This window comes from Solwaraspora sp. WMMD792, assembly GCF_029626105.1.
In the GTDB taxonomy this organism is placed as follows: Bacteria; Actinomycetota; Actinomycetes; order Mycobacteriales; family Micromonosporaceae; genus Micromonospora_E.
In genome coordinates this window covers 520,500-536,618 of record NZ_JARUBH010000009.1, presented here as the reverse complement: position 1 = coordinate 536,618, position 16,119 = coordinate 520,500, and the positions used below count along the sequence as shown (strand labels likewise).

The window sequence follows — 16,119 nt, the reverse complement described above, 5'->3', positions numbered from 1 at the left end:
CCGACACGTACCCGGCACCATACCAAGCGCAGGCATGGATGCCGGGTACGTATCGTCAGAGGGCAGTTCGGAAGATTACGTCCTTTTCGGGGCGAGAGTGAATACTCCGGGTTCGTCTTCGGTGAGGATCTGGCGGTTGACCATGCGTTTGAGCTTCGCGCGGGTGCCTTCGACGTGTTTCGGTGAGGGCTCGACGCCGAGCGCGATGCAGATGCCCTTCGCCCGCATGCCGGCGGGTGCGGTGGCGAGGACTTCCAGGATCTGCTGGTAGGGGGTGCTGGCGATCGTCGGGTCGTCGGCGGTGAACTCGGCGGCGGCGAGCGTGCGCAGGGTGGTGCGGGTGGTCGCCAGGGCGGCCAGTTCGCTGTCGACGCGGCCGAGTTCGGCGGTGAGTGTGACGATCTGCTCGCGGAGCCGGTCGGCTTGCTGGCCGGCGGTGGTTTCCCGGTGGGTGATCAGGTCGAGGACCGTGGTGAGGTTCACCGCTGCCGCCAGGTGGGTGTGCTGGTGCCGGTGAGTCGGCGGACCAGGTTCGCGGTGGACGCCCACCAGGTGCGTGACACGCTGGACTCCGGTCTGCTCTCGTACTCGCGGACGAGACGGCGGTGCAGCATCAGGGTGCCGAGGGTCTGTTCGACGATCCAGCGTCTGCGGACCGGTACGAACCCGGGTCGGGTGTCGGCGCGTTTGACGACCTCGACGTCGACACCCAGGACGGCGCCGTGCAGCGCCATGTCCTGTTTGAACCCGGCGTCGACCCACGCGCGGGTCACGGTGGGGGTGTGCGTGACGACCCGGTCGAGCAGCCGGATGCCGATGGCGTTGTCGGTGACCGACGCGGCGGTGACCACGACCGCGATGACCAGCCCCAACGCGTCCACGGCGAGGCCCCGTTTCCGCCCCGGTACCTTCTTGGCCGCGTCCTTGCCGGTCGTCGCGGCGGGCACATTGTTGGCCACGCGGATCGACTGGGTGTCCAGCACGACCGCGGTCGGGTCCTCGGTACGGCCGGCCTTCTCCCGTGCCTGGCAGCGCAGCAGGTCGTGGATGACCTGGTCGGTGCCGTCGTCACGCCACCGGGCGAAGTAGTAGTACGTGGCCGACTTCGGCGGCAGGTCGTGTGGCAGGTACGCCCACTGACAGCCGGTCCGGTTCTGGTAGAAGATCGCGTTCACGATCTCCCGCAGCTCGTAGCGGCCCTGGTGCCCGGACACCGACGGGTGGCGGGTCTTCCACGCCTGCAGGAACGGTCCGATCACCGCCCACTGTTCGTCGGTCAGGTCACTCGGATACGCCGCGCGTTCAACCATGATCGACCCAACGCGGTCACGTCCTCACTGGTTACGACCAACGTTCACATCCGCACGATCAGATCAACCCACAATGGACAAGACCTAGCGAACCGGCCTCTCACACGGGTGCCGGCCCGGTCAGCTCGCCGTGCAACTCACCGCAGGTGTGCCGTTGGTGCCGTTCCACGAGCCCAGGAAGCCGAAGCTGGTGCTCGCCCCGGGGCCGAGCGCCCCGTTGTAGGCCACGTTCCGGGCGGTGACTGAGGCCCCCTGGCTGGTGACGGTGGCGTTCCACGCCTGGCTGACCGTCTGACCGTTGGTGAAGGTCCAGCTCACCGTCCAGTTGCTGATCGGTGCGGACCCGGCGGTCACCCGCACCTCACCCTGGAAACCGCCCGGCCACTGGCTGGTCACCGAGTACGTCGCCGTACAGGCCGATCCGGGGGGCGCCGTGGTCGGCGGCGGCGCGGTCGTGGGCGGCGGTGGGGTGGTCGGGGGCGGCGTCGTCGGGGGCGGGGTGGTCGGGGGCGGGGTGGTCGGGGGCGGGGTGGTCGGGGGTGCGGTCGTCGGCGGCGGTGTGTTGGTCGGTCCACCCCAGCCGGCCGTGGAGTCCAACCAGGCCGCCCGCTGAAGCATCCAGTCCCGCATGTAGTCGACCTGGCCGCGCCAGGTCGGCGCGGTCGGGGTGAAGAAGAACCCGATCATCGGTGAGGTCAGGTTCGGCCACCGCTGGAAGTTGCGCTGCGCACCGTTGGTCAGTGGTGCGGCCAGGGCGTCGATCCGGGCCCGCAGCGACGCGTCGGAGAGCAGACCGCGCCGCAACGACTGCCAGCGCAGCCGGACCTCGTTCACGAACGCCGGGTCGCGCATCAACTGGTTGAACCAGTCGTTCGCCACCGGCTGGCGAATCTGCTGGTACTGCCAGCCAGCGGTCTGGTCGTTCTGGAAGAAGCCACCGACGCCGAAGGTCAGGTCGTAGTCCCACAGCGGTCCGGCGAAGATCTTCGTGTCCCGGTCCTTGTAGAAGTAGGCGCTGCGGATGTACGCGTCCATCTCCCGGCTGAGCTCATTGAGGATCATCTGGTCGATGAACGTGCCGACCTCGATGTACGCCCGGTAGCCGGTCTCCGGGTCGGCGAAGTTGGGTGCCCGGAGCACGTCGTGGAACTGCTGCAGATAGCCGCGCAACCAGTCGGCCTGCTCGGGCTGCAGCGGGTCGGGGTCGGCGACCTCCAGGTAGTTCCAGCAGGTGGCGGCCGGCCCGGTGCAGGGCAGCGTCGGCTCCTCAGCGGCCATCCACTCGAACTTCCAGATGTAGCCACCGGTGATCTTCGGCAGCGTCAGGTCGTCCTCGTCGAGTTGCTTGAGGTCGAGCCGCTCCTTCGAGTTCTTGATCGTCTCGACGATCATGTAGACGCCCATGTAGTCGTCATCACCGACCGGCGTGGCGTCGGTGTTCCGGTAGAACTCCACGAAGCGGTAGCGCGGGGCGTACAGACCCATCTCCCGGCCCAGGTCGTAGACGAGCGCCTCGCGGATCAGCGACTTGTCCGGGAAAGGGCCGCGCAGCACCCAGTCCGACTGGGCGGGCATGCCGAGCACCGGGTAGTCGGCGTCATCGTCGTCGTTGTCCCAGAACTCGATCCGGTACGGGGTCTTTTCGAACGTCGACGACGACTGGCCACGCAGCCGGAATCCGGCCCGGGTGGCGACCGCCGGGGTGCCGTTCAACGCTGTCGTGCCACTGCCCGGGTCGAAGATCATCAGGGACGAGTCGAAGTACTCTCGGGCGGGCCGGCCGGCACCGTAAGTGTCGACGACGACCACCGGCAGGTCGTGATTGGTGGTGACGGCGCGGGCGACGTACATCGCGGTGCCGGGTTCACCGGAGGCCACGCCGCCGACGAACGCCTGGGCCCGCAGCTGGGTGGTGCCGGTGAAGCGCAGCGCGTTCCCGGAGTAGAGCGTGGACTGTGCGGTCGGCAGCTGGCCGTTGGTGGTGTAACGGATCTGCGCGCCGCTGACCGTGGTGCTCAGCGACACCGCGACCTCGCCCTGGAAGGTGCCGCTGGGCACCGAGAACTGGATGTCGCCGACCAGGTCCTCGGCCGCGTCGGCCGCCGCGATCTGGTCGGCCACGGCGAGCGGTCCGCTGCCAGACTGGCCGCTGCCGGTCTTGTCAACGCCGGTTTGGTCGACGCCGGTACCCCGGTCGCTGCCGGCGACGGGTTCGGCGCCGGCCGGCGGTGAGTGGGAGACGAGCAGCCCGGCGACCAGAGTGGCCGCGACCGCGACTCCCACGGCGCGGACGGCCGCCGTCGCGGCCCCGGTGCTATCGACGGTTAGACGCACGATGCCTCCTGTTCGATGTGGCGCACGACGCTCGGCGCCGCCTGCGTCGCCGGGCCCGGCGGCCGACCCGACGGGGCAGGGATGCCGCAGAAGTGCCGACGCAGGGTACGCCGCCACGGGCCGTCCGGCAGGTCCGGCCGCAGCGCGGCCAGGCCGGTCGCGTACTTGGAGATGCGCATCGGTCGGATGCCGCCGCGCCACAGCAGCCGGTCGGCGGCCGCGGCCGCCGCGCTCGACTTCGTCTCGACGACGGCGACCTGCGGCAGCGTCAGACTCGCCGACCCGCACTGCCAGCGCAGTTCGGTGTCGATGGTGACCCGGCTGAAGCGCTGGCTGGTGGTGGCCGGCAGCAGCAGCGTGCTGCGCCGGTAGCTGGTGACCAGGGTCTGGGCGAAGTCACCGTCCGCCGGGATGGCCTCCCGGGAGAGCACCTCATCGACGAACTCGCGGCCGGGACCGACCGTGCTGCGGTCCTGTGACAGGTACGGCAGTCGATGCTTGGTGATGCTGTCCCGGGCACCGTTGATCTTGACTTCGAGCCAGCAGTCGCCGGAGTCGAGGTAGGTCCGGGTGCGCACCTTGAACCGCCGACGACGGCGGTAGGCGGCGCAGTGGTAGCTGGCCAGCCAGGGCGTGTCAAAGTAGACCGACTCGTAGCGGAACGACCGCTCCGCGTCGATGTCCAGCACCCGGGTGCCGGCGGGCAGCTGACTCAGCAACGACGGCAGTGCGGTCAGCGGCACGACGTACTTGCGGTCCACCCTGGTCTGCAACGCGGCACACTCGATCAGCTCGGCCAGGTCGACCGGAGGCATCTCGCCGAGCGCGGCGGCGATCGCGAGCGTCGTCATCGGCCCGCTCCCGCCGCGGCCGGAGCACCCGTCGCAGCTGGGGCGGTACGCCGCCCGGCCAGCGAGTACCGTACGTCCACGATGGTCGTCTCGTTGACCAGGTCGAGCCGTTGGATGGTGGCGCCGTGCACCCGGGCGCCGAGCAGTTGCTCCAGCTGCGCGACCAGGGCGACCTGGTCGGTGACCGCCGAGTCGAGCACCATGATCTGATGGCGGTAGTGCCGCAGCAGCCGTGGGTGGTCGCCGAGGAACATCACCGCCAGGATGAGGGCCATCAGGCCGGCGCTGAGCCAGATCGAGGTGGTGCTCAACGCGCCGAGGATGCCCAGCGCCAGGGCGGAGAAGTAGTAGGCCACCTCGTGCTGGTCCAGCTCTGTCGAGCGCAGGCGGATGATCGACAGTACGCCGAACAGCGCGAGCCCGAGGCCGAGCCCGGCGCCGACGTTGCTGGCGCTCAACGCACTCGCCACCGCCAGGACGCCGACGTTGACCCCGAGGTAGGCCACGACGAGGTCCCGACGGCGGTGGCGCGGGAAGTAGAGCCCGAAGACGAGCAGCGCCACCGCGCCGATGTCGATCGCGAACAGGACGAGCTGCGTCATCTCGTTCGTTCCTCCTGGGTCGCTGTCGGACGCCGACGCGTCCTGCCGGCCGGCCACACCGCCCGGCTGGGCAGGTATGGACGGCAGACGAACGACGCCGGAACTTCCGGTAAACTTTCGGGAACTCTCTCGAAACGGTAGCCATCCCATCGATTGACGTCAATGCCTGTTGAGGTGGTCTGGGTAGGGCTGTCACCACTGCCCGATTCGGACCCCGATCTCCACCGCCCGATCAGGCGCACGAAATCCCTGGTAGCGGCCGATGGTGCCAGACCTGTCCGCTGGCAACCGCACCCAACCGGGCGTCGTAACTTTCAGCCCTGGGTCAGGCGTGCCGCAGCGCGACAAAGAACTGACCGGCGGCGCGGCTCAGCACATCCGGGACGAGGCGGACGCCGTAGCGGCCGCACTGCTTCCGGGCCGACCGACTGGTGCCGCGTACCCGGCCGGTCCCCGGGCGTGAGCTGATCACTCACCTCAGGCCGGGATGATGTCGGTCACCGCGCTGGCCATTCTGGTGTGCGAAGCTAACTCAGTGCGCACGGAGCTGGACGTGACGCTGGGCGGCCCCGTCGGGGGCATGGACGCTCGGCAGGCTCTGGTACGCCTGGAAGAGGTACTTGACCTGCTCGCAGACCTGGAAGACGCCGACCGGAGACGACCTGTCGGTCAGCGGCGGGTGCCGAGAAGCACCTGGACCTTTGCCCGACTGGGGCTGGGGAGCGTACGAGCAGCGCTAGCTCCCCTAGTACGGCAGCCGCCATTAGGGCTGTAACCAGGTAGGACGCGTCGGCAGGGGTGGTGCAACGTAGACGCAGCCGCCTGTTGATCATGTGTTTGTGAGGACTACAAGATCGAAGGCGGCTGCTGCTGCCAGGGTAGCGGCTGACCGGGCGGTACGCGCACAGGGCAACCTGTTGGAACGGGTGCGGTCGTGTTTCGTCCAGGCGCGGACGTGGCGGCACGTCGGCCGGTACATGTCGGCGCTGGTCAGCAGCATCCCGAAACGCAACGGGTGGACCATCGCCGAGCATGTCGGGGACGCCACGCCGGACCGGACCCAGCGGTTGTTGAACCGGGCGGTGTGGGACACCGAAGGCGTGGCCGGCGAGGTGCGGCGGTACGCGGCCGCCGGGTTGGACACCGCTGCCGGCCGCCGGCGGCGGCGTGGGCTGGCGGTCGGGGCGTTGGACGAGACCGGACAGCCGAAGCACGGCACCGGGACGGCCGGGGTGAAACGGCAGTACATGGGCTGCGCTGGTCGGGTCGCCAACGGCATCAACACCGTGCACCTGGCGTATGTGCGGGAACGGACCGGCCACGCCCTGATCGCAGCCCGGCAGTGGATCCCCGCCGAGCAGATCACCGACCCGGACACCGCCGCCCGCACGGGGCTGCCTCCGGGGCTGGGGTTCCGGACGAAGGGCCAACTCGCGATCGACCTGTGCACTCACGCGTACGCCGACGAGCTGACCTTCGACGTCATCTGCGGTGACGAGGTCTACGGCAACTGCACCGACCTGAGGGAGTTCCTCGAAGCCCGCGGGCAGACGTACGTGCTGCGGGTCGCCTCCACGTTCATGGTCCGGACGCCGTCGGGTGACCGGTTGACCAGCGCGCAAGCCGTTGACCTGCTGGTCGGTGGGGCCGGTCGGGGCTGGCAGGTCCGCTCGGCCGGTGCCGGGTCGAAGGGACACCGCTGGTACGCGTGGGCGTGGATCGCCACCGCCTCGCCCCGGCACCATCTCCTCGTGCGCCGTCACCTGGCCACCGGTGAACTGGCGTTCCACTACTGCTACGTGCCCGAGGGGCAGCCGGCGGTCGTGTCGCGGCTGGTCCGCGCCGCCGGGCTGCGGTGGCCGGTCGAGGAATGCTTCGAGTTCGGCAAGGACCACTTCGGCCTGGACCAGTGCCAGGCCCGCCTGCACGGTGCGATCGCCCGGCACACCGTGCTGGTCATGGCCGCCCTCGCGGTCTGCGCGGTCACCGCCGCCGAGTTACGCCACCGCACCGACAGCCAGGCACCCCCGCCGACCACACCCGACCAGCCGCCACCGGCCGAGCCCGGACTGATCCCATTGACCGTGCCCGAGATCGGACGTCTCCTCGCCGACGCCCTCCACCGCCCACAATCACCCGACCACGCCATCGACTGGCTCACCTGGCGACGCCGGCACCAGGCCCGCGCCCGCTGGCACCACCAACGCACCCGCCTCAACCGCGACTACGCCCTGGTCAACTAGCAAATGGCGGCTGCCGTACTAGAGCCAGGGCCGGGCGCAACCTACGACGAACTGGACGCGCTGAACGTTCGCGCTGTCGATGGCTTCGAGCAGGTCGAAGGTGCGGAGCTGCTGCCCGATGGTTGGGGCGTCAATGCGGCGCGCACCGCGCGCCGGCTTGCCGGCCGCCTCGGGGCGACGCCCGACACGGGGATGAAGCTCTCCCTCATCGTCGACGGCCAGGTCCGCAAGTCGGTAGCCGTCACCCGGCGCGCTTCGGTCAACCTCGACCGGGCGCTTAAGGTACGCCGAGAGTCAATCGGCTCGGTGTCTGGCTCGATCGACTCGATGAGCGTGCGCACAAAGCCTTTCCTTGGTCTCTGGTCGCCCCGTGGAGAAGGCCGGATCAAAGTTGACCTGCCGCCGCAGCTCGTCGAAGCCGCGAAGCAGGCACTCGGGCACAACGCTGCGGTCCGTGGTCGGATCAAGCGCAACGCGGCAGGCCAGATCCTGGGGATGAAGGCCACCAGCATCGAAATCCTGCCGGCGGTGGCGGATGCTCCCCCCTTACTAGGACTCGTCGGCGCAGACCAAGACCTGACCGGTGGGCTCAGTCCTCTCGCCTACCTGGAGGAAGTGCGTGAGCAGGCCCGATAAGCCAGATAGCGTCTACCTTGATTCCTGCGGCTTGATCTACGTCCTGACTCGATATCCGGGATACGAGCCGATCGAACGCCTCCTGGCGCTGTCCGACGCTGGCCAGTTGACGATCATGATCTCGCCGCTGAGCCTGGTGAAAGTGCGCGGCCAGGGAAGGGCGTCGTTCGACGCGGCCAAGGACAAGCAGGCACGCTCCCTCGTCGACAACCCCCGCTTCCTCATGATCGAGTTCGATCGCGAGGTCGCTGTGAAGGCGAGGGATATGGTACGGCGCTTCAAGCTGAAGAACTTCGATGCGATCCATCTGGCCTCCGCAGTTGTCGGACAGGCGGACACCATGATGACCTACGATAAGGGGTTTCCGCAGGGCCAGAGCGTCGACGGGGTCTGGGTCGACGAGCCGTACACCTACGGCGGACCGGATCTCTTCACAGAACAGTGACTCACTTGGTAGCAGTTCGACAGTTGCTACGGGTCCTGTTCGGGCTGCTCAGCCACGAAGACACCGATGCCCGTTCGCCCGACAAGCTCCTCCAGTTCGATCATGGAGTCGACGGCACGGCGGACGGTCATATATGACTAGTGTCGTACTCGTCGGCCAGCAGCCGGACCGACGGAAGCTTGCTGCCCGGAGGGTAGATCCCAGCCCGGATCTTCGCCCGCAGATCATCCCTGATCTGGCGCCAAAGCGGCTGGGCGTACGGCATAGGTACAGCTGTGTGCATCGCTCAGCACCGCTGGCGCGCCGCTGGTGGCGGATCGATTCGGCGACACCGTGGCGATCAGCACCATTCCAGTGGCGCGCATCGGGTCCGGCGCTCTGACGTTGATCGCGTTGTTCAGCCTCGTCGCGGTGTCGGCGCTGCCGGTTGCCGTACGCCGCTGGGCGGTGGTGCTGCTCGCGACCGTGGCGGCGTTGCTGGCGACGACGCAACTCGGCCATGACGAGGCATTCATGTCAATGATCGACTACCCGGTCCTGCGTGACCAGCCGGCCATGGCGTTGGCGCTGGCCGCCGTGGCAGCGACCGTGGTGCTGACGCTCGGCACGCTCGCGGTGCGTTCACGGGAAGGAGCGCAGGTGACACCGACACCCCTTGGCGATGCTCGGCGGGATCTCGCGGAGATGCTGCCCTGGGTGAAATCTCTCCCGGACTCCGAGGTCGACCAGCTGATCGCGGAGTTGGGCGCCCTGGCTCGGGGCGGAAGAACGCTGGCAGCGCTCGACTCAACGGCCACTCTGCTCACGCAGTGGCAGCATACGGCGGAGATATACCACGACCCGGCACTGCTGGAGATCATCAGCAGCGAGCCGGAGGGCGACTTCGGGACGGTCGAGCGCCCGGAGAGCGCCCCAGATCATCATCCATCAACTGTAGTTTCGTGCGACGGGGTCGCGTGAAACTACAGTCTTTCTGTAGTTCCACGCGAGGGTCACCGCTCTCCTCGGCGCCAAACCGCCTGGGCGGGGATCGTCTGGCACTGTGGCAGCGGCTACGCCGGCTGGCCATCGAGCAACGTGAATGGTTCCCATCACAATGTGAGGCTGAGATACGTTATTCCTGCTGGATAAGGTATCTCAGCCTCACATCGTGGCGTGCAGTCGGATCGGTGACGTAACCCGTCGCCGGGACAGCAAAGCGCTAACGCTGACGGCACAGTAGTCCGATGCCCCGTGTCGCCCGGATTCCTCGCGAGTTGCGCCTGAGACCGTTCTCTGGCAGCGACGCGGTAGCTGCCGGGCTGCTCACCAAACGCAGTCTGACCGGCCCCGCCTGGCGTCGGCTCTTTGCCGACGTGTACGTCCAAGCAGCAGCGTTCGATGATGGCGACCACCGGATGTGGTGCGAGGCGGCGGCGGTGAAGATGCCTGCGGGCGGCGCGGTCAGCGGCCTGAGCGCCGCGTACCTCTGGGGTGTCGACCTGCTGCCGCACCGCAGCCCGGTGCACGTCACCTTGCCCCGCTCGGCGCGGCCAGGCCCTCACCCGCGGTTGGCCGTCGTCCACCGGTCACTCGGCCGCGAGGACGTGACATGGCTGTTCGGCGGGATACCGCTGACCACTGAGGTCCGTACGGCGTTCGACCTGGCCAGATCGCTGCCGCGCGCCGACGCGCTGGCCGCCGTTGACGCGCTACTGCACAGCCGGGTGCTGCGCCGCGAAGCACTGGCAAGCTACGTCGACTTCCACGCCGGCCTGCCCGGCGTGCGGCGGGTACGGGAACTCCTGCCCCTCGTCGAGGCGCTGAGCGAGTCGCCGATGGAGTCGCGGCTGCGCCTGCTGCTGCACGATGCCGGCCTGCCCCGCCCGACGCCGCAGTACGAGATCCGACTCCCCGCCTCTGACCTGACGCCGGACGCCAGAACTGGCGCAGCGGCATCTGATGCGAGGCGGCGCGGGCGTCTCCTGGCCCGGGTCGATCTGGCCTATCCGCAGTGGCGGATCGCCATCGAGTACGAAGGTGATCACCACCGGGAGCGGGCGACGTTCCGCCGCGACGTGGGTCGCTTGAACGCGCTGCGGGCAGCCGGCTGGCTGGTGCTGCGGTTCACGGCAGACGACGTACTCCGACAAAAGGACCAACTAGTCCGAACTGTCCGGCAGGCCATTGCCGAACGAAGGTGACCGCCGGTGCCCTCCCCCACGGTGTGAGGCTGGGATACCGAACCCGGCTCGGGTCAGGTATCCCAGCCTCACATCGTGACACCGACTCGACCGCCTCCGACGGCCCGAACGTCAGCGGTCCGCGACGTGGCGGATCACCCTGGCCTGCTGCTGGGCACGGATGCTGAGCTCAGCCGCCTTGAACGCGTGCTCCTGGGTCATGGCGTTCTCGGTCCGGTGCAGGCAGTCGAGGATCAGCTGGCCGAAGTACGGATAGCCGACCTGGCCGGCGGCGACCAGATGGTGCTCGCCTGTGCCGTCGACGAGGAAGACGTGACCGGGGCCGGAGTCGGAGTCGGTCGCCACGTTGACGTATTTGCGCAGCTCAAGATAGCCGTCGGTGCCGAGGATGAAGGTGCGCCCGTCACCCCAGGTGCGCAACCCGTCGGGAGTGAACCAGTCGACCCGGCAGTAGCCGGTCGCCGTGCTGTTCAGCACCAGGCCCAGCTCGCCGAAGTCGTCGAGCTCCGGGTACTGCGGGTGGTTGAAGTTGCCGACGGTGGAGTGGCTGATCTCGGCGTCGGTCGAGCCGGTGAAGTACAGCATCTGTTCGACGTTGTGGCTGCCGATGTCGCAGAGGATGCCGCCGTACTTCTCCTTGACGAAGAACCAGTCCGGGCGGCCGGCGGCGGACAGGCGGTGCGGCCCCAGGCCCATGACCTGCACCACCCGGCCGATGGCACCCCGGCGGACGAGCTGACCCGCCAGCACCGCCGCCTCCACGTGGATCCGCTCCGAGTAGTAGACCGCGTACTTGCGTCCGGTGCGCGCGGTCGCCTCGCGCGCGTCGGCCAGCTGTTCCAGGGTGGTGAGCGGGGCCTTGTCGGTGAAGTAGTCCTTGCCGGCCGCGATGACCCGCAGGCCGAGGGCGCACCGTTGCGAGGTGACGGCGGCACCGGCCACCAGGTGGACCGTGTCGTCGTCGAGGATCTCCGCTTCGTGACGCGCCACCCGCGCCTGCGGAAACCTCTGGCGGTACGCGTCGACCTTGGCCGGGTCGGGGTCGTACACCCATTTGAGGGTGGCGCCGGCACCGAGCAGGCCGGTACTCATGCCGTAGATGTGTCCGTGGTTGAGGCCGATCGCGGCGAAGACGAACTCCCCCGGTGCCACCACCGGGGTCGGTACGGGATCCGGAGCGTACGTCGCCCCACTGACCGTCGTCACGTGTCGGTCTCCTCAGTTGTCGTGGGCGGCCGTGCCGCCGACGGTGATGGCACCGGGCAGGTCCCGCACCGTGGCGGTCTTTTCGAAGAACCGCGGCGCACGCCGTACCAGGGTGCCGCGCTGATAGTAGGGATCGTCCGGGGACAGCGGGAGGGTCACCGGCCGGCGTTCGATCCCCGACTCGTAGATCGCGGTGACCAGCTCGACCGCGTTGCGTCCGTCGGTGCCGCTCACCGCAGGTGCCACCCCGTCGCGGACCGCACGCAGGACGTCGCCGATCTGGCCAGTATGCCCGACGTGCGCCAGCGGCCGGTGCGCCTGCGCGAGAGCGTCGAGGTCGGCGAGCAGGTCCGGGTTGCCACCCGGGGTGGGGAATCCGTTCGCGGCACTGGTCTCGGCCACCGCCCGCCACGGCTGGGAAACCCGGGCGTACGCGCCCTGAACGACGATTTCCTGTTCTTCGCCGTGGTGCACCACCGAGCTGGTGAGCTGGGCCAGCGCCCGGTCGTACTGCAGGATCGCGACGGACAGGTCCTCGACCTCGGCGTTGTCGTGCTGTGAGTTGACCAGCATCGCGGTGACCGCCGACGGGCGTCCGAGCATCCACATGGTCAGGTCGATGTGGTGGATGGCGTGGTTGAGGGTGCAGCCACCGCCCTCGGACGCCCAGGTCCCCCGCCACCACAGGTCGTAGTACGGCCGGCCCCGCCACCAGGACGAGTTGACCTGCACGTGTGACACCGGCCCGATCAGACCAGAGTCCAGCACCGCCTTCAAGGTGGCCATGTCGTCGCGGAACCGATTCTGCGCGACGACCGACAGCAGCTTGCCCGACTCCGTCGCGGCCGAGATCATCGCGTCGCACTCCTGCAACGACGGAGCCATCGGCTTCTCCACCAGGACGTTGACGCCCGCACGCAGGGCCGCGATCGTGAGGTCGGCGTGCGTCGACGGCGGCGTCGCGATGCTGACCAGGTCCAACTCCTCGGCGGCGAGCAGGGCCCCGGCATCGTCGTAGACGCGGGCATCGGTGAGGTCGAAGGCCGTCCTGCGCTCCCGCGCCTTCGTCAGGGTCACGTCGCAGACGGCGGTGATCCGGCAGTCCTCCCCGAACTCCTGGTAACCGGCGATGTGCGTACCGGCGATGCCGCCCGCACCGATGATTCCCACCTTGAGCATGCCGTCCTCCATCTCGTACGGATCACGCGAGCCACCGATCGGGCGTCCCGTCGGCGCCGCGTACCACCGCGGTGGCTGCTCCTGCGGGTCTCCGGAACCCATCACCCAGTCGAAAACGATCAACGGCATTGACTGACAAGAAGATCATACACAATAGAAAAACCGGCCTTGACCGTCGACCGGGTCGATCCCTAGTCTCGATAGCAGACGGGGACATCACTGTGATCACCTTGAGCCGTACGGCTTGGAGAAGATCCCATGAGTCTCGCAGCGGTCCGCGCCCGACTCCAAGACGTCCTTAAGGATCTTGCCGCCGAGACTCAGCGGTTGGCGGTCATTCGCCGCGATCTTGAATTCTCTCGATCCCAGCTGGAAACGATCACCCGCAACAGCCGGCATCAAGCCGTAGCCGACACGATCATGACCATCACGACTTCGATCCGACGAATCGGCGAAGCCGAAAAACTTTCTCATGCCAGCGCATTGGGAGTCGTCGCCTACGGGCGAATCCTCGGATTCGATCTAGCCGCCGGGGTTGCCCGCCAGACCAGCAAGGACGGCCATCATGGTGCGTCGAACGACAGCACGTCGACCGGACGCGGCGAGACAGCCGGAGCCAAGGCTCCCCAGTGGCTCCAGGACGCGAGCCGGCAACTCCCACGTCGCGGCAAGAAGGGTCCGACCCATGGCCTGCTCTACGATGCGAGTGGTAAGCAGATGATTTCACCGCCGTTGACACAGGGAGGAGGAGCCCTCCGCAGCGGCGGAGTGCCGGACGCTCGGGCAGGAATCCGCACAGACTGGCATGCATTGGCGCAAGTCACTCGTGAACACGTCGAAGCACACGCTGCCGCCGCCCTCCGTAAACCTGGCAGTCCCACCGAGGCGACGCTGGTAGTAAACAAGCCGAGTTGCGTAACCCGGGGCGAATACGTCGGATGTGACGAGGTTCTGCCCGGACTGATACCCGAAGGGAAGCGACTGGCCGTGTACCTGTGGGACGGCGACAGCGCCACCTTGCAGCGTGTCTACACCGGCACGGGGGAAGGTATCCGGCGATGAGCTACGTGGTGTCGTGGGACGGGCCGTCCGTGGAGGAGCCCGATCGCGGGCGCGAAGTCGAGGTGTCGACCGTCGAAGAGCTCGACATGGTCCTCGACCAGGTGCACCGGCAGGCCGCCGAGGACGGCGTCGCGTACGCGGTGCAGATCCACCGTCCCACCCGGCATGGCGCGATCATGATCGGCGTCGGGCATCCTGACCGGTCCTTCGTCGACTGGCTGGACCGCAGTCAACCGCACGGCACCGGCAACCGGTACGCCGTCGACCCTGACGTCGAACCTGCGGACGCCCCGGTTGCCTTCGACGTCTACGGCGACTGGGCCGAGCTGCCGCCCATACGTACCAGGATCGCCACGGCACAGGCCCGCGAAGCAGCCCGCCACTATCTACGCACCGGGGAGCAGCCACCCTTGCACTGGCTGGGTGGCTGAACGACGCACGGCACGGGTGGTGGGGTGTCCGCCCGGTCGGACGCCCCACCACCGTGGCGCACGTCAGGCGACGGCGCAGGGGGTGCCGTTCAGGGTGAACGAGCTGGGCCTACCACTGTTGCCGGAGTGGGTGGCCTGGAAGCCGATGCTCTGTGAGCCGTTCGGCGGGATGGTGGCGTTGTAGGACATGTTGCGGGCGGTGACCGCGCCGCTGGTCGGCGAGTACGTCGCGTTCCAGCCGGAGATGATGGTCTGCCCGGCCGGCAGGGTGAACGCCAGGGACCAGCCGTTGATCGCGCTGCTGCCGGTGTTGGCGATGGTCACCGAGGCGACCAGCCCGTTGTTCCACGCGTTCACCCCGTAGGTGACCCGGCAGGCCCCGGACGGCGGCGGCGTGGTCGGCGGCGCGGTGGTGGGCGGTGCCGTCGTCGGCGGGGCCGTGGTCGGTGGCGCGGTGGTGGGCGGTGCCGTGGTCGGTGGGGCGGTCGTCGGCGGGGCCGTGGTCGGCGGAGCGGTGCCGTCGAGACCGAAGAAGCGGATCACCTGGGCGGCGTCGACCGGAATGTTGTGGCTGACGCCCTGCATGCTGATCGCCTCGACCGGGGCCATCGGGCCGGAGCTGCCGTACCGGGTGCGGGTGTAGTTGCCCTGCGGGCTGTCGGTGTACGTCGGGGTCTGGCTCAGCCCGTGCACGTTGGTCCACTGTTTGATCTGCTCGGCGAAGTTCGGGTAGCGCAGCGTGTCGTCGTTGGTGCCGTGCCAGATCTGCATCCGGGGCCACGGGCCGGAGTAGCCCGGCAGGCTGTTGCGGACGGCGTCGCCCCACTGCTGGGGGGTACGGACGATCTGCCCGCCGGAGCACTGGCTGTTCCACTCGGAACCGCCGGTGGTGGCGAAGCAGGTGAACGGCACCCCGGCGAAGGACGCGCCAGCGGCGAAGACGTCCGGGTAGACGCCGAGCATCACGTTGGTCATCATCGCGCCGGAGGACGTACCGGTGGCGAAGATCCGGTCCGGGTCGGCGTTGTAGCGCTGCTCCACGTAGCTGATCATCGACCGGATGCCGACCGGGTCACTCCCGCCGCCGCGAGTCAACGCCTGCGGAGAGTAGACGTCGAAGCACTGGCTGCTGCGGGTGACCGACGGGTAGATGACGATGTAGCCGTACCGGTCGGCCAGGGACGCGTACTGGGTGCCGGAGTAGAACGCCGGGCCGGTGCCGGTGCAGTAGTGCATCGCGACCAGGATCGCCGGACGGGGCGCCACCCGGTCCGGCACGTACAGGTACATGCGCAGGTTGCTGGGGTTGGTGCCGAAGTTGGTGACCTCGGTCAGGGTGGCCGCCGAAGCGGGTGCCGCGAAGGTAAGTGCGGCCGCCGCAGCGGTGACGGTTGCGGCGGTGGCGGCCAGCATCTTGGCCATGAGTCTCATGTGGTTCCTCCGGAACGCACGCAGAATTGGGTCCGACGCGGGGCTGCCCAAGCTCCCGCTTTACTCCGGCTCGAAACAGTTACTAGTATCGATAGAAACGGTTCGAGATTCAAGGTCGGCGTCGAACCAACATCGAGACATGTGCATAGAAACGCTTCGACACTCCGTAGCATGAGCCGGGCGACGCCCCCAGATCAAGCGGAAGG

General features: G+C 68.2%; 16 protein-coding genes and 2 pseudogenes. 7 read left to right on the top strand and 11 right to left on the bottom strand.

Annotated elements, in window-relative coordinates:
* Positions 1-75 precede the first annotated feature (75 nt).
* From O7629_RS03915 to O7629_RS03885, 7 genes and pseudogenes are all read right to left on the bottom strand, one after another.
* Positions 76-483 carry a hypothetical protein gene (locus tag O7629_RS03915; protein WP_278167531.1) on the bottom strand — a complete coding sequence of 136 codons (408 nt, stop codon included), beginning with the start codon at positions 481-483 and terminating at the stop codon, positions 76-78.
* A complete protein-coding gene (locus O7629_RS03910; protein WP_278167530.1) occupies positions 480-1,310 on the bottom strand; it encodes an IS5 family transposase in 831 nt (276 codons plus the stop codon). Before O7629_RS03910 ends, O7629_RS03915 begins: the two co-directional genes overlap by 4 nt.
* Before the next feature lie 120 nt (positions 1,311-1,430).
* The gene (locus O7629_RS03905) at positions 1,431-3,056 is read right to left on the bottom strand and encodes a CotH kinase family protein (protein ID WP_278174395.1); all 1,626 of its coding nucleotides are present in this window, start codon (positions 3,054-3,056) and stop codon (positions 1,431-1,433) included.
* A gap of 114 nt (positions 3,057-3,170) precedes the next feature.
* Positions 3,171-3,368: pseudogene (locus tag O7629_RS03900) on the bottom strand (chitobiase/beta-hexosaminidase C-terminal domain-containing protein); the annotation flags it as partial.
* A 266-nt stretch (positions 3,369-3,634) separates the two neighbouring features.
* Complete coding sequence (locus tag O7629_RS03895; RefSeq protein WP_278167529.1) at positions 3,635-4,495, bottom strand: polyphosphate polymerase domain-containing protein; 861 nt, start codon at positions 4,493-4,495, stop codon at positions 3,635-3,637.
* Positions 4,492-5,097: a DUF4956 domain-containing protein gene (locus O7629_RS03890; protein ID WP_278167527.1), complete on the bottom strand. Its 606-nt coding sequence runs from the start codon at positions 5,095-5,097 to the stop codon at positions 4,492-4,494. The genes O7629_RS03895 and O7629_RS03890 overlap by 4 nt, the downstream gene beginning before the upstream one ends.
* A 325-nt stretch (positions 5,098-5,422) precedes the next feature.
* Complete coding sequence (locus O7629_RS03885) at positions 5,423-5,569, bottom strand: hypothetical protein (protein WP_278167526.1); 147 nt, start codon at positions 5,567-5,569, stop codon at positions 5,423-5,425.
* A 367-nt stretch (positions 5,570-5,936) separates the two neighbouring features.
* Between O7629_RS03885 and O7629_RS03880 the strand changes: the two genes are divergently transcribed.
* The 3 genes from O7629_RS03880 to O7629_RS03870 are packed head-to-tail and all read left to right on the top strand — an operon-like array spanning position 5,937 to position 8,421.
* On the top strand, positions 5,937-7,340 hold the full coding sequence (locus O7629_RS03880; protein ID WP_278167525.1) for an IS701 family transposase: 1,404 nt from the start codon (positions 5,937-5,939) through the stop codon (positions 7,338-7,340).
* A 3-nt stretch (positions 7,341-7,343) separates the two neighbouring features.
* Positions 7,344-7,976 (top strand): hypothetical protein, encoded by a 633-nt coding sequence (locus O7629_RS03875; RefSeq protein ID WP_278167524.1) that lies wholly within the window; start codon positions 7,344-7,346, stop codon positions 7,974-7,976.
* A complete protein-coding gene (locus O7629_RS03870; protein ID WP_278167523.1) occupies positions 7,960-8,421 on the top strand; it encodes a type II toxin-antitoxin system VapC family toxin in 462 nt (153 codons plus the stop codon). Before O7629_RS03875 ends, O7629_RS03870 begins: the two co-directional genes overlap by 17 nt.
* Positions 8,422-8,447: 26 nt before the next feature.
* On the opposite strand, the pseudogene O7629_RS03865 reads toward O7629_RS03870, so the two are convergent.
* Positions 8,448-8,686 (bottom strand): annotated as a pseudogene (locus O7629_RS03865) (GntR family transcriptional regulator).
* Between the two features lie 44 nt (positions 8,687-8,730).
* Here O7629_RS03865 and O7629_RS03860 point away from each other — a divergent pair.
* Both O7629_RS03860 and O7629_RS03855 read left to right on the top strand, forming a co-directional pair.
* Entirely contained in the window at positions 8,731-9,381 is a 651-nt protein-coding gene (locus tag O7629_RS03860; RefSeq protein WP_278167522.1) for a hypothetical protein, read from the top strand.
* Between the two features lie 266 nt (positions 9,382-9,647).
* Positions 9,648-10,604, top strand: coding sequence for a DUF559 domain-containing protein (locus tag O7629_RS03855; protein ID WP_278167521.1), 957 nt, complete (start codon positions 9,648-9,650; stop codon positions 10,602-10,604).
* Positions 10,605-10,715: 111 nt separating this feature from the next.
* Here O7629_RS03855 and O7629_RS03850 read toward each other — a convergent pair whose 3' ends face one another.
* The gene (locus tag O7629_RS03850) at positions 10,716-11,810 is read right to left on the bottom strand and encodes a Gfo/Idh/MocA family oxidoreductase (RefSeq protein WP_278167519.1); all 1,095 of its coding nucleotides are present in this window, start codon (positions 11,808-11,810) and stop codon (positions 10,716-10,718) included.
* Between the two features lie 12 nt (positions 11,811-11,822).
* Positions 11,823-13,118, bottom strand: coding sequence for a Gfo/Idh/MocA family oxidoreductase (locus O7629_RS03845; protein ID WP_278167517.1), 1,296 nt, complete (start codon positions 13,116-13,118; stop codon positions 11,823-11,825).
* A 129-nt stretch (positions 13,119-13,247) separates the two neighbouring features.
* On the opposite strand from O7629_RS03845, the gene O7629_RS03840 reads away from it, so the two are divergent.
* Positions 13,248-14,051: a DddA-like double-stranded DNA deaminase toxin gene (locus O7629_RS03840; RefSeq protein WP_278167515.1), complete on the top strand. Its 804-nt coding sequence runs from the start codon at positions 13,248-13,250 to the stop codon at positions 14,049-14,051.
* Positions 14,048-14,482 (top strand): Imm1 family immunity protein, encoded by a 435-nt coding sequence (locus O7629_RS03835; RefSeq protein WP_123600277.1) that lies wholly within the window; start codon positions 14,048-14,050, stop codon positions 14,480-14,482. Before O7629_RS03840 ends, O7629_RS03835 begins: the two co-directional genes overlap by 4 nt.
* 63 nt (positions 14,483-14,545) lie before the next feature.
* On the opposite strand, the gene O7629_RS03830 is transcribed toward O7629_RS03835, so the two are convergent.
* Complete coding sequence (locus O7629_RS03830; RefSeq protein ID WP_278167514.1) at positions 14,546-15,913, bottom strand: PHB depolymerase family esterase; 1,368 nt, start codon at positions 15,911-15,913, stop codon at positions 14,546-14,548.
* Positions 15,914-16,119 lie beyond the last annotated feature (206 nt).